Genomic DNA, 12,139 nt, shown 5'->3' on the forward strand with positions numbered 1-12,139 from the left:
CTCGCGTGCTGCTCGACCACCTGGGTCACCCGCCCCCGCAGGTCGAGGCGCGAGGGGCGACAGCGGCTAGCGACGAGGCCCCGACGACCGGCCGACGACACCGCACCGCGCGGCCCCTCACCGGAGCTCAGGGCAACCCAGCGGTCTCCGGCGGGACCGGACTACCCGCAGGCGGGCGCCGGAGGCAGGGGCGCGGGGACGCCGACGGTGGGCATGCCGAGCCCGACCCCGGCGGGCGCCTGCGGCCCCTCGGTCCGCAGCTGCCACGCGTCTCCCGAGCGCGTGCGCCGGACGTCGAGCACGGCGCCGTCCGCGACGAGGTGGTGCGGGGCGGCGTAGGTGACCTCGACGGTCACGACGTCGCCGGGCCGCACCGCGACGGGTCCGCCGGCGGCGTCGACGGGCGTGAAGTGCACGAGTCGGTTGTCGGGCGCGCGGCCGGAGAGGCGGTGGGTGGCGGCGTCCTTGCGCCCCTCACCCTCCGCGACCAGCAGCTCGAGGCGCCGTCCGACCTGGCGCTTGTTCTCGTCCCACGCGACCTCGTCGACGAGCGCGGCGAGGCGGCCGTAGCGCTCCTTGACGACCTCGGGCGGCACCTCGCCGTCCATCGTGGCGGCGGGGGTGCCGGGGCGCTTGGAGTACTGGAACGTGAACGCGCCGGAGAAGCGGGCCTCGCGGACGACGTGGAGGGTGTCCTCGAAGTCGGCGTCGGTCTCGCCCGGGAAGCCGACGATGATGTCGGTGGTGATCGCGGCGTCGGGGATGGCGGCGCGGACGCGGTCGATGATCCCGAGGAACCTCTTCTGCCGGTAGGAACGCCGCATGGCCCTCAGCACCGCGTCGGAACCGGACTGCAGCGGCATGTGCAGGCTCGGCATGACGTTCGGCGTCTCGGCCATGGCCTCGATGACGTCGTCGGTGAACTCCGCCGGGTGGGGGCTGGTGAACCGCACCCGCTCCAGGCCCTCGACCTCGCCGCAGGCGCGGAGCAGCTTGCTGAACGCCTGCCGGTCGCCGAACTCGACGCCGTACGCGTTGACGTTCTGGCCCAGCAGGGTGACCTCGCTGACGCCCTCGGCGACGAGCGCCTCGACCTCGGCCAGGATCTCGCCCGGACGGCGGTCCTTCTCCTTGCCGCGCAGGCTCGGGACGATGCAGAAGGTGCACGTGTTGTTGCACCCGACGCTCACCGAGACCCAGGCGGCGTACGCCGACTCGCGGCGGGTCGGCAGCGTCGACGGGAAGACGTCGAGCGACTCGAGGATCTCGACCTGCGCCTCCTCCTGCGACCGGGCGCGGTCGAGCAGGGCGGGCAGCGAGCCGATGTTGTGGGTGCCGAACACGACGTCGACCCAGGGCGCGCGCTTCGTGATGGTGTCGCGGTCCTTCTGCGCGAGACACCCGCCGACGGCGATCTGCATGCCGGGCTTCTTCGCCTTGACCGGCGCGAGGTGGCCGAGGTTGCCGTAGAGGCGGTTGTCGGCGTTCTCGCGGACCGCGCACGTGTTGAACACGACGACGTCGGCCTGCTCGCCGTCGGGCGCGGCGGCGTACCCCGCGTCCTCCAGCAGGCCGGTGAGGCGCTCGGAGTCGTGGACGTTCATCTGGCACCCGTAGGTGCGGACCTCGTAGGTGCGCATGACAACGGCCAAGCCTACGAGCCGTCGCGCGCAGGGCGAAACGCTCGGCTACCGCCGGCCGGCGGCCTCAGAGCCCGCCGGTCGCCTCCCGCTCGGCGCGGGTCCGCAGGACGCAGAACTCGTTGCCCTCCGGGTCCGCGAGGGTCGCCCAGCCGCCGTCAGGACGGCGGCGGTCGGCGAGCAGGGTGGCGCCGAGCCCGAGGAGCCGCTCGATCTCCTCCTCGCGGGTGCCGTCGACGGGCTCGAGGTCGAGGTGGACCCGGTTCTTGGTGGACTTCGACTCCGGCACCTCGATGAAGAGCAGGCGGATCGCGCCGTCCGGGGACACCAGCAGGCACTCCTCGTCCCCCGGCTCGTCGGGCTCGCCCGGCATGCCGTCGTACCCGAGGACCGCACCCCAGAAGCGCGAGAGGGCGTAGGCGTCACGGCAGTCGACGCTGGTGTGGGAGATGTGCGAGGTCACCGGACCTGGCTACCGCGTGGCCGGGAGCTCGGGCAACCGGTTTCAGACCCGCCTCGGCCGCCGGCCGGCGGAGGGACACCGCGGTGCGTCCCGGCCGGACGCTCAGGTGACCCGCAGCCAGACGGCGAGGCCGGCGACCGCGACGACGGCGACCCAGGCCAGCCCGTAGAGGACGGGGTGACTGGCGGCGAAGCGCTTCTCGGCCTCGCGACCTCGCGCCTCCGACTCTTCCAGCGTCAGGCCGCGGGCCTCGGCGCCACGGCGGCGTGCGCGTCGCATCACCCGGCTGTGGACGACGGCCAGCACGCCGGCGAGTGCGCCCACCACGGGGAGCACGAGGTAGTCCCGGGGCTGTTGGAAGGGCTCGTCGGCCCTCACCATGACGATCACGACCATGCCGACGACGCCGATCAGTGCCCAGAGGGCGAACCCACGGGTCGCGGTCACACGTCGCGCCCGGGCCCGGCGACGGCCAACCGCCGCTCCAACGTCTCGCCGACCTCGAGCGCGACCCGCTTGGGCGCACGTCCGCTGACCTGGACGACGCTGCCTCCGCCACGCTCGCCGATCCGGACGTTCAACGCGTGCTCGTGCCTCACCAGCAGCAGGAGCAGGCCCCAGGGGAAGAGAACGATGGCCAGGAAGACGGCCCAGGTCGGCGTCCGCCGGCTGGTGAGGGTCACGTGACCCGCGGACGCCCGCGACATCGTCGCGCCGTGGATCGCCCCGAGCGGACCGAAGATCCGCTCCTCGACGACCGCGGGCGTGGCCGGCACCTCGAGCTCGTCCTGCACGGCGTGGACGCCGTTCCTCCGCGCCACGACCACCACGACCGCCACCAGCAGCAGGAACCCGCCGAGCACCAGGCCCCGCTCGAACGTCCCGACGCCGAACATCTCCACCCCCACGAGTCGATCGAGGGTCAAGTCTGAGGGATCAGCGCTGCACGCGCAGCAGGACGTGCTCCAGCTGGGGGCGCACGAGCGGACGTTGCGGCGCGAGGGACGGGTGGCGACCGATGAGTCGACGGACCCGTCGTGGTCCGTCGCGACATGACCCGGGTGATCGCGCAGCAGTGGGTGTCGGTGGACGGGTACGCGAGCGGGCCGGGTGGCGAGGGCGACCTCTTCGCCCACGTGCCCGTCGACGTCGACGAGCGCACCCAGGCCCACAACCTCGACGTGCTCGGAGGCGTCGACCACGTGCTGCTCGGCCGGCGTACCCACTTCTCGTTCGCCGCCTACTGGCCGACCGCGACCGATCCCGTCGCCGACGCCGTCAACGCCGTCCAGAAGGTCGTGGCGTCGACGACCCTCCGCGACGCTCCGTGGCCGGGGCACGTCCCGGCCAGGGTGGTGACCGACGCCGTGGACCACGTCCGCGGGCACCGTGCCGGTGGCGGCGGGGACGTCCTGGTGTGGGGCTCGCTCGACCTGGTCGACCGGCTGCTGGCCGCCGGGGAGCTCGACGCGCTCGAGCTGTTCGTCGCCCCCGTCGTCCTCGGCGCCGGGACGCCGCTCCTCGCGCGGCCGACCCGGCTCGCCCAGCGCGCCTGCGACGACTGGGGCTCGGTCACCCGTCTGGCGTACGACGTGCTGGGGCCAGCCTGTGCGGCGTACGGCGCCATCTGCCGCGGGGCTGTGGTGCTCCCGACCCCTGCCCGTCCCTGGTGATCAAGCCGTAACTCCGCGTTACATGGGCGGGTGGGCCGGACCCCCGCGTCACATCCCGGTCACGGATCGCGCCCGGGGGCCCGTGGCGTTGGTGACGGCGCGCGGATTCCCCCTAGTCTGCGGGCCATGACGGCGGAGGCGGCCCACGAGTCGGGGCAGATCCAGGCGGGCAGGGGCGAGCCGCTGGTCGTGCTCGACGGCGTGGACAAGTGGTACGGCTCGCTGCACGTCCTGCAGGACATCAACCTGACCATCACCCGCGGCGAGGTCGTGGTCGTGATCGGTCCGTCGGGCTCCGGCAAGTCCACGCTGTGCCGCACGATCAACCGGCTGGAGACCATCGGGCAGGGGTCCATCACCCTCGACGGCCAGCCGCTCCCCGCCGAGGGCAAGGCCCTCGCGAACCTGCGCGCCGAGGTCGGCATGGTCTTCCAGTCGTTCAACCTCTTCGCCCACAAGACCATCCTCGAGAACGTCACGCTCGGGCCGATCCGGGTCCGCAAGCAGTCCAAGGACGACGCCGAGAAGCTCGCCATGAGCCTGCTCGAGCGGGTGGGCATCGCCCACCAGGCGCAGAAGTACCCCGCCCAGCTCTCGGGTGGCCAGCAGCAGCGCGTCGCGATCGCCCGGGCGCTCGCGATGGAGCCCAAGGTGATGCTCTTCGACGAGCCCACCTCGGCGCTGGACCCCGAGATGATCAAGGAGGTCCTCGACGTCATGGTCGACCTCGCGCAGCGCGGGATGACCATGGTCGTGGTCACCCACGAGATGGGCTTCGCCCGGACGGCGGCCGACCGGGTGGTCTTCATGGCCGACGGCGCCATCGCGGAGGAGAACACCCCGGAGGAGTTCTTCACCAACCCGCGCACCGAGCGCGCCCAGGACTTCCTCGGCAAGATCCTCAAGCACTGACGAGTGCGCGAGGAGCCAGCAGCAGCTCCCACACCAGATCGGGCGGCCGACCACGGCCGGAGATGAAGGAGAACCACATGCGCACGACTCGGATCAAGGTCGCGGCCGCGGCGGCGGGCATCGCCCTGCTCGCAGCGGGCTGCGGCAACGCCGGCAGCGACGAGGGCGAGACCCGCGACGTCGAGGCCGTCGAGGACGCCCAGTTCGACGAGGGCACCCGGATGGCGGAGCTCAACGAGGCCGGTGAGATCACCATCGGCGTCAAGTACGACCAGCCCGGCATCGGGTTCAAGGGCGCCGGCGACGAGGACCCGGTCGGCTTCGACCCGGAGATCGGCAAGATCATCGCCGCCAACCTCGGCATCGACCCGGAGAACATCAACTGGGTCGAGACGATCTCCGACAACCGCGAGCCCTTCCTGCAGGAGAACGAGGTCGACCTCGTCATCGCGTCGTACTCGATCACCGACGAGCGCCGCGAGGTCGTCGGCCAGGCCGGCCCGTACTACGTCACCGGCCAGCAGCTGCTCGTGCCGTCCGACAGCGACATCGCCGACGTCGCCGACGTCGAGGGCGAGGAGGTCTGCTCGGTCACCGGGTCGACGTCCCTCGACAACGCCCGCGCCGAGGGCGCCGAGCCGCGAGGCTTCGACACCTACTCCGAGTGCGTCGACCAGGTGCTCGACGGCACCGTCGCCGCGATGACCACCGACGGGGCGATCCTGCTCGGATACGCCGCCGAGCAGCCCGAGGCCCTCAAGGTCGTCGGCGAGCCGTTCTCCGAGGAGCGCTACGGCATCGGCTACTCGCAGGACTACCCCGAGCTGTGCCAGTTCATCAACGACACCCTCGAGCAGTCCTTCGAGGACGGTTCGTGGGAGGAGGCGTTCGACATCACCCTCGGCGAGTCCGGGGACGACGCCCCCGAGCCGCCGGCGCTCGACGAGTGCGCCGCCTGAGCCCAGGCACCAGCAGCACACCCCGCGGGGCGGCCGAGCCGGCCGCCCCGCGGTGGTGAGCGACCAGCACCAACACCAGCACCAGCACCAGCACCAGCACCAGCACTGAGGAGGGAGGCACCCGCGTGGAGGCCGTCTTCGGCAACTTCGACGTCTACCTGGCCGGCTTCGGCCTGACCATCGGCCTGGCCGTCGTCTCCGGCGTGCTGTCCCTGCTGCTGGGGCTCCTGCTGGCCGCGGCCCGGGTGGGCCCCGTGCCGGTCCTGGCGAGAGCCGCCGGCCTGTACGTCACCCTGTTCCGCAACACCCCGCTGCTCGTGGTGTTCATCTTCATCGCCATCGCGCTCCCCCGGATCGGCATCACGTTCCAGTCGATCGAGGTCATCGCGGTCGGCGACTACAACGTCTCCGCCTTCTTCGTGCGCGCCGTCGTCGCGCTGACGCTGTACACCTCCGCGTTCGTCTGCGAGGCCATCCGCTCCGGCATCAACGCCGTCCCGGTCGGGCAGGCCGAGGCCGCCCGCGCCATCGGGCTCGACTTCGGTCAGGTGATGCGCCTCGTGGTGCTCCCGCAGGCCGCGCGGGCCGTCGTCCCGCCGATGGCCAGCGTGTTCATCGCCCTGACCAAGAACACCTCGATCGCCGCCGCGTTCGGCATCGCCGAGGCGGCCGCGACGATGCGCCGCTTCACCAACGACAACGCCGACCAGCGGGTCGAGATCTTCCTGCTGGTCGCCCTCGGCTACATCGTCATCGTCGAGGCCATCGCCTTCTCGTCCTACGCCCTGGAGCGCCGCTGGAAGGTGGCCCGCTGATGAGCACCAGCGTCCTCTTCGACGTCCCCGGCCCGAGGGCGCGGGCCCGGGCGAGGCTCTACACGATCATCTCCGCGGTCGTCCTCGTCGCGATCGCCGCGGGCGTGGTCTGGAAGCTCTACGACGCCGGCCAGCTCACCTACGACAAGTGGGAGGTCTTCGTGACCCCCCAGTACATCGTGGTGATCCTCGTCGACGGCCTGCTCGTGACGCTGCAGATGGCGTTCTTCTCGATCATCTTCGCCGTCGTCTTCGGTCTGGTGTTCGGTCTCGGGAAGCTGTCGGACCACCGGGTGATCCGCTGGCCGAGCTGGCTGGTCGTCGAGTTCTTCCGCGCCGTGCCCGTGCTGATCCTCATCATCTTCGTCTTCTACCTGCTGAGCATCGGCGGCGGACCGCTGTCGAAGTTCTGGTGCGTCGTCGTCGCCCTGACCCTCTACAACGGCTCGGTGCTGGCCGAGGTCTTCCGGGCCGGCGTCCTGGCCGTGCCGAAGGGCCAGGCGGAGGCGGCGTACGCGATCGGCATGCGCAAGACCCAGGTGCTGTGGATCATCCAGCTGCCGCAGGCGGTCAAGGTCATGCTGCCCGCGCTGATCAGCCAGTGCGTCGTCGCGTTGAAGGACACCAGCCTCGGCTACTACATCGTCGCCCCGGGTCTCACCGCCGTCGGTCGCAGCATCTACCTGGAGTTCCAGAACCAGGTGCCGACGGCGATCGTGCTCGCCGTCCTCTACATCGCGGCGAACCTCGTCCTGACCTTCATCGCGGGCCTGCTCCAGAGGCGCCTGATCGGCGAGAAGCGGCCCGTGCTCGACGTGGCCGTGGCCGGCATCAGCGACCGCGACACCGGCCGCGCCTGAGCCTCAGGCGGACGCCGGCTGCGCGGCCCGCTTCCGCGGCGTCACCCACAGGCGGATGACGCCCTCGATCACGACCGTGCCGTCGTCACGGACGCCGCGCACGCGGACTCCCACGTCGGGGTCGTCGGAGGTCCAGGCCTCGGCGTCGGTCTCCGCGACGCAGGTGATGTCGGAGGTCGCCTTGGCGGTGTAGGCGACCTCCATCCCCTTGGGGATCCACCGCTTGTCGGCCGGGATCGTCGCCTCCGCGAGCGCCCCCATCGCCGCCTCGAGCCCGTTGCAGAGCGCGATCGCGTGGACGGTGCCGAGGTGGTTGTGGACCCCCCGCCGCTTGGGCACCACCAGCTCGGCGCGGTTCGGCTCCAGCACGGTGAAGCGGGGCCGGACGGTGGCGAAGTACGGCGCCTTGCGGCTGAAGGCGAAGGAGAACACCCGGGCCCCGAGGGGCAGCGGCGACAGCCTCGTCCACATGGTCAGCACCTGGCTCATGGCGCGTACATTACCGGTGAGTAACCAATGGCGGCACGACGATCGAGGAGCGGCATGGCGGGCACACGAGGACTGGTCCTGGGCGGCGGCGGCATCACGGGCATCGCGTGGGAGACGGGCCTGCTGGCCGGGCTCCTCGAGCACGGCGTCGACCTCACCGGCGCCGACGTCGTCGTCGGCACCTCGGCCGGCTCCGTCGTCGGGGCGCAGCTGACCAGCGGCACCACGCTGGCCGACCTGTACGCCGAGCAGGTGCCGGACGTCCTCGACGCGCCGACCCCGCCGTCCTTCGGCCTGCCCGTGGTCGCCGGCGCCGGCCTGGCCGTGCTGAGGGCACGGGGTGACATCGAGAAGCTCGGCCGCAACCTGGGCGCCTGGGCCGTCCGGCGGGCCCGCCGGGGCGCCACGCCGCCGCTCGAGGAGCGCGTGCAGGTCATCGGCGAGCGGCTGCCGTCGACCTCGTGGCCGACCAGCACCGACCTCCGCATCGCCGTCGTCGACGCCACCACCGGGGAGCGCCGGGTGCTCGACCGCGACTCCGGCGTCCCGCTGCTCGACGCCGTCGCCGCAAGCTGCGCCGTGCCCGGGGTCTACCCACCGGTCCCGATCGACGGCCGCCCCCACGTGGACGGCGGCGCGCACTCGGCCGTCAACGCCGACCTGGCGCGCGACTGCGACCTCGTCGTCGCGATCGCCCCGATCGCGAAGGGGTTGGGGCCGATGGAGAACCCCTACCAGCAGCTCGCGGGGCATTCCCACGTCGTCGTCCGCCCGGACGACGCGTCGCGGACGGCGATCGGCAAGAACGTCCTGGACCTCGCCGCCCGCGGCGCCTCCGCCCGCGCCGGCCACGCCCAGGCCGCGGCGGTGGCCGCCGAGGTGCGCGAGCTCTGGGGCTGAGGCCCCCGCACCACCGCCGGTCGGGGGCGCACACGCCGCCGGTCGAGCCTGTCGAGACCCCGTCGCCCGTCTCAGCGCGCGAGCAGCTCCACGCGGTTGCCGGGGCCGCCCCGGTCGTCGAGCTGGCCGTCGAAGCAGTGGAAGCGGGTGAAGCCCGGGAAGGTGCCGCGCTCGGTCCGGTCGACGGTGAACCCGAGGGCCTCGAGCCGCTCCCCCACCCGCTCGAGCGCGGCCACGTCACCGACGACGAACGCGGGGTGCGCCCTGCCGGCGGCACGGAAGGGGTCCTCGACGCCGACGTGCACCTCGGCGCCGTCGGCGTGCCGGAACCAGCACCCGCCGCGGGCGCGCAGCGGCTCGGGCTTGTCGACCTCGGTCATCCCCAGCCCGTCGCGCCAGAAGCGGCGGGCGGCGTCCTCGCCCCCGGGCGGGCAGCAGACCTGCACGTGGTGCGCCCTCACGACGCCGCTCCCCCGACCCCCGGGGTGCGCGCGACGACGAAGATCCGCCGGAACGGCATCACCACGCTGCCGTCCGGCTCCGGCGGGTACGCCTCGCGCAGCCGGGCGGCGTACTCGGCCTCGAACTCCGCGCGCAGGCCGGCGGGGAGCGCCTCGAGCGTGGGGCGGGCCCCGGTGCCCGAGACCCAGGTGAAGACCGGGTCCTTGCCGGTCAGGACGTGCAGGTACGTCGTCTCCCACGCGTCGACCGTGCAGCCGAGGGCGGTCAGCGCCCGGAGGTAGACGACCGGGTCGTGCGACGACGGGACGTCGACGCCGGCCGTGTGCTCGGCGTAGGGCGCCCCGCCGGCCAGCTCGGTCCGGACCGTGTGGCTGGGCTCGTCGAAGTTCCCCGGCACCTGGAACGCGAGCCAGCCGCCCGGCGCGACCCGCTCCACGAGCGACGGCAGCAGCGCGAGGTGGTCGGGCAGCCACTGCAGCGTCGCGTTCGAGACCAGGACGTCGACCGGGGTGGGCGGCGTCCAGTCCCGCAGGTCGCCGTGGCGGACGTCGAGACCGGGGGCCTCCGCTCGCGCCCGCTCGACCATCGCGACCGAGGAGTCCACCCCGCTCACCGCGGCGCCCGGCCACCGCTCGGGGAGCAGACGGGTCAGCGTGGCGGGACCGCACCCGAGGTCGACCACGGTGCGGGGCGCCCGCGCCGGGACCCGGGCGAGGAGGTCGACGAACGGCCGGGCGCGCTCGTCGGCGTAGGTGAGGTAGCGGGTCGGGTCCCAGTCGTGCGTCATGCCGTCAGCGTCGCCCTCATTTATCTTGATGTCAAGATTCTCGAAGCCTGCACTACAGTGGACGGATGGTCCGGGACGAGGTCGACGAGCTGGTCGAGGCGTGGGCGCGCGAGCGCGGCGACCTCGACCTCGCGCCGGTCGAGGTCTTCAGCCGGATCTCGCGGCTGGCCCGCCGTCTTGACCTCGCCCGACGGGAGGCCTTCGCCGCCCGGGACGTCGAGTCCTGGGAGTTCGACGTGCTCGCCGCGCTGCGACGCGCCGGCTCGCCGTACGAGCTGTCCCCCGGCCGGCTGCTGCGCGAGACCCTGGTGACCAGCGGCACCATGACGAACCGCGTGGACCGCCTGGTCAGCCGCGGCCTCGTCGAGCGCCTGCCCGACCCGCGCGACCGCCGCGGGGTCCTGGTGCGATTGACCGCCGAGGGCAAGACGGTCGTCGACGGCGCCTTCGAGGCCCTGCTGGCCGCCGAGCAGGGCTTCCTCGCCGGGCTCGAGGACGACGACCGCGACCGCCTCGCCCACCTGTTGCGGACCCTGCTCGCCCCGTTCGGGTGAACGGTCCCGGCGCAGCCCGCCGGGCCCCGTGATCCACCCACCGCCGAGCGCCGGCCTGCGCCGCGCCCTGACGGCGGTCTAGACCACGTGGACGGCGCCCGACCGCGGCCCTAGCGTCGTTCGGGCCGAGCACAGAAGGGACTCGCCGATGACCCTGCGCCACCTCGCCGCCGCCGTCCTGGCGGCCACCGCCGTCCTCGCGGTCGCCGCGCCGGCCTCCGCCGACACGGAGACGGTCACCGACCCGCGCGGCGACACCGTCGACCCCGGTCTCGGGCTGAACCCTCCACCGGCGAAGCGCGCCGACATCCTCCGGACCGTGGGCCAGCACGAGGACCGCCGCGTCACGCTGCGGGTGACGGTGGCCGACCTCGGACCCGGAGCCACCTCGCTGCTCGGCCGGGTGCGGACGGACGAGACCACCTACACCTACGTCGTGAACCGCAGCGGTGGGAGCACCGAGGCGTTCGTGTCCCAGGACGACGTCGGGGACGTCGGGTGCACCGACTTCACGGTGCAGTTCCAGCCGCGCCGCGACACCGTCGTGATGTCGGCGCCGCGGACCTGCCTGAGCCTGCCGACCTGGGTGCAGTTCGGCGTCAGGGTCACCGCCTCGGAGGACGAGGTGTCCCGCACCGACGACGCGCGGCGCGACGGCAACGGGACCCAGCCGGTGCGTATCGGCCAGCGACGGCTGTTCCACAACTGACGCTCGGAGGGCTCCGGGCGTCTACGATCCTCGTCTCCTCACCGGACAAGCCCAGGAGCCCTCCGTGATCGCTCGCCCGCTCGCCGCCGTCGCGGCCGCTGCCACCCTCGTGCTCGCGGCGCCCTCGGCCCACGCCGACGTCGATCGGTTCTCCGACCCGCGCGGGGACGCGGAGCGCCTGCCCCGGATGTCCGCGGAGTCGTCCGCCGACGTGACGAGCACGGTCGGGCGTCACGCCGACGGTCGCATGACGGTCACCAGCGAGGTCACCGACCTCACCGCGTCGAACACGCTGCTGCGCGTCCAGCTCGCCACCTCCGAGGGCCCCTACTTCGTGCAGGCGGGTGGTCGCGGTGAGCGGTCGTCCGTCCTGCTGTACGACGAGCAGTTCGAGCTCGTCGACTGCCCTGGACTCCGGGGCGGCCTGCGCCCCGCCCGGGACGTTCTGAGCGTCTCGGTGCCCCGCCCCTGCCTCGAGCGGCCCGCCTGGATCCGGTTCGGTGCCGCCACGGCGACGTTCACCGCGGAGGGCTCGTCGTACTGGGCGGACGACGCCCGCCGCCGCGGACTCCGGGCCGACGGGACGTTCACGGTGGGCCGGACGCGCCTGCGCCACAACTGACGAGCACGCCCCGGCTCAGTCGACCAGCTCGCTGGCCTCCAGCCAGGCGTCCTCGACCTCGGCCTTCTCGGCGGACAGCGCGGCGAGGCGCTGGGAGATGTCCGTCAACCGCTCGTGGTCCTGCGCGTGCTGGAGCACCTCGGCGTCCAGCGCGGCCTCGGCGTCGGCGATCCGCTCGAGCTGTCGCTCCAGCCGAGCCATCGTCTTGCGGGCCTCCCGCTCCGCCGCGCTGCCGGCGCGGGCGCGTGGCGCCTCGCCGGCCCCTGCGCCGGCGGGCGGCGACGCGACGTCCGG

Annotated in this window: 16 protein-coding genes and 1 pseudogene; 9 read left to right on the forward strand and 8 right to left on the reverse strand. The window is 73.0% G+C overall.

Translation table 11 applies throughout. The features are described 5' to 3' along the window. Positions 1-161 precede the first annotated feature (161 nt). The 4 genes from miaB to MJ876_RS21155 form a co-directional block, all read right to left on the reverse strand. Positions 162-1,640: a tRNA (N6-isopentenyl adenosine(37)-C2)-methylthiotransferase MiaB gene (gene miaB, locus MJ876_RS21140; protein ID WP_240239447.1), complete on the reverse strand. Its 1,479-nt coding sequence runs from the start codon at positions 1,638-1,640 to the stop codon at positions 162-164. A 67-nt stretch (positions 1,641-1,707) separates the two neighbouring features. Then, entirely contained in the window at positions 1,708-2,103 is a 396-nt protein-coding gene (locus MJ876_RS21145; RefSeq protein ID WP_240239449.1) for a VOC family protein, read from the reverse strand. 102 nt (positions 2,104-2,205) lie between these two features. Next, on the reverse strand, positions 2,206-2,550 hold the full coding sequence (locus MJ876_RS21150) for a hypothetical protein (protein WP_240239451.1): 345 nt from the start codon (positions 2,548-2,550) through the stop codon (positions 2,206-2,208). Continuing rightward, complete coding sequence (locus tag MJ876_RS21155; protein WP_240239453.1) at positions 2,547-3,029, reverse strand: hypothetical protein; 483 nt, start codon at positions 3,027-3,029, stop codon at positions 2,547-2,549. Before MJ876_RS21155 ends, MJ876_RS21150 begins: the two co-directional genes overlap by 4 nt. A 126-nt stretch (positions 3,030-3,155) precedes the next feature. On the opposite strand from MJ876_RS21155, the gene MJ876_RS21160 reads away from it, so the two are divergent. The 5 genes from MJ876_RS21160 (at position 3,156) to MJ876_RS21180 (ending at position 7,322) form a co-directional block, all read left to right on the forward strand. Beyond that, positions 3,156-3,776, forward strand: a complete 621-nt coding sequence (locus MJ876_RS21160) for a dihydrofolate reductase family protein (RefSeq protein WP_240239455.1) — start codon at positions 3,156-3,158, stop codon at positions 3,774-3,776. A 126-nt stretch (positions 3,777-3,902) separates the two neighbouring features. Next, positions 3,903-4,688: an amino acid ABC transporter ATP-binding protein gene (locus tag MJ876_RS21165; RefSeq protein ID WP_374202490.1), complete on the forward strand. Its 786-nt coding sequence runs from the start codon at positions 3,903-3,905 to the stop codon at positions 4,686-4,688. Between the two features lie 77 nt (positions 4,689-4,765). After that, a complete protein-coding gene (locus MJ876_RS21170) occupies positions 4,766-5,647 on the forward strand; it encodes a glutamate ABC transporter substrate-binding protein (RefSeq protein ID WP_240239457.1) in 882 nt (293 codons plus the stop codon). Between the two features lie 125 nt (positions 5,648-5,772). Then, on the forward strand, positions 5,773-6,462 hold the full coding sequence (locus MJ876_RS21175; protein WP_240239459.1) for an amino acid ABC transporter permease: 690 nt from the start codon (positions 5,773-5,775) through the stop codon (positions 6,460-6,462). Then, complete coding sequence (locus MJ876_RS21180) at positions 6,462-7,322, forward strand: amino acid ABC transporter permease (RefSeq protein ID WP_240239460.1); 861 nt, start codon at positions 6,462-6,464, stop codon at positions 7,320-7,322. Before MJ876_RS21175 ends, MJ876_RS21180 begins: the two co-directional genes overlap by 1 nt. A gap of 3 nt (positions 7,323-7,325) precedes the next feature. Here MJ876_RS21180 and MJ876_RS21185 read toward each other — a convergent pair whose 3' ends face one another. Beyond that, on the reverse strand, positions 7,326-7,811 hold the full coding sequence (locus MJ876_RS21185) for a hotdog fold domain-containing protein (protein WP_240239461.1): 486 nt from the start codon (positions 7,809-7,811) through the stop codon (positions 7,326-7,328). 54 nt (positions 7,812-7,865) lie between these two features. Here MJ876_RS21185 and MJ876_RS21190 point away from each other — a divergent pair, with 54 nt between their 5' ends. Next, positions 7,866-8,711 (forward strand): patatin-like phospholipase family protein, encoded by an 846-nt coding sequence (locus tag MJ876_RS21190; protein ID WP_240239462.1) that lies wholly within the window; start codon positions 7,866-7,868, stop codon positions 8,709-8,711. A 71-nt stretch (positions 8,712-8,782) separates the two neighbouring features. Here MJ876_RS21190 and MJ876_RS21195 read toward each other — a convergent pair whose 3' ends face one another. After that, entirely contained in the window at positions 8,783-9,172 is a 390-nt protein-coding gene (locus MJ876_RS21195) for a VOC family protein (protein ID WP_240239463.1), read from the reverse strand. After that, positions 9,169-9,960 (reverse strand): trans-aconitate 2-methyltransferase, encoded by a 792-nt coding sequence (locus MJ876_RS21200; RefSeq protein ID WP_240239464.1) that lies wholly within the window; start codon positions 9,958-9,960, stop codon positions 9,169-9,171. Before MJ876_RS21200 ends, MJ876_RS21195 begins: the two co-directional genes overlap by 4 nt. Before the next feature lie 65 nt (positions 9,961-10,025). On the opposite strand from MJ876_RS21200, the gene MJ876_RS21205 reads away from it, so the two are divergent. The 3 genes from MJ876_RS21205 to MJ876_RS21215 all read left to right on the forward strand — a co-directional run bounded on the left by MJ876_RS21205 (position 10,026) and on the right by MJ876_RS21215 (position 11,845). Continuing rightward, entirely contained in the window at positions 10,026-10,514 is a 489-nt protein-coding gene (locus MJ876_RS21205) for a MarR family winged helix-turn-helix transcriptional regulator (protein WP_240239465.1), read from the forward strand. Between the two features lie 148 nt (positions 10,515-10,662). Further along, on the forward strand, positions 10,663-11,223 hold the full coding sequence (locus tag MJ876_RS21210; protein ID WP_240239466.1) for a hypothetical protein: 561 nt from the start codon (positions 10,663-10,665) through the stop codon (positions 11,221-11,223). 64 nt (positions 11,224-11,287) lie between these two features. Then, entirely contained in the window at positions 11,288-11,845 is a 558-nt protein-coding gene (locus MJ876_RS21215; RefSeq protein ID WP_240239467.1) for a hypothetical protein, read from the forward strand. A gap of 15 nt (positions 11,846-11,860) precedes the next feature. Here the strand turns inward: MJ876_RS21215 and MJ876_RS21220 are convergent. Further along, positions 11,861-12,139: pseudogene (locus MJ876_RS21220) on the reverse strand (ABC transporter ATP-binding protein); the annotation flags it as partial.

This window comes from Nocardioides sp. CFH 31398 (assembly GCF_022436705.1).
Taxonomy (GTDB): domain Bacteria; phylum Actinomycetota; class Actinomycetes; order Propionibacteriales; family Nocardioidaceae; genus Nocardioides.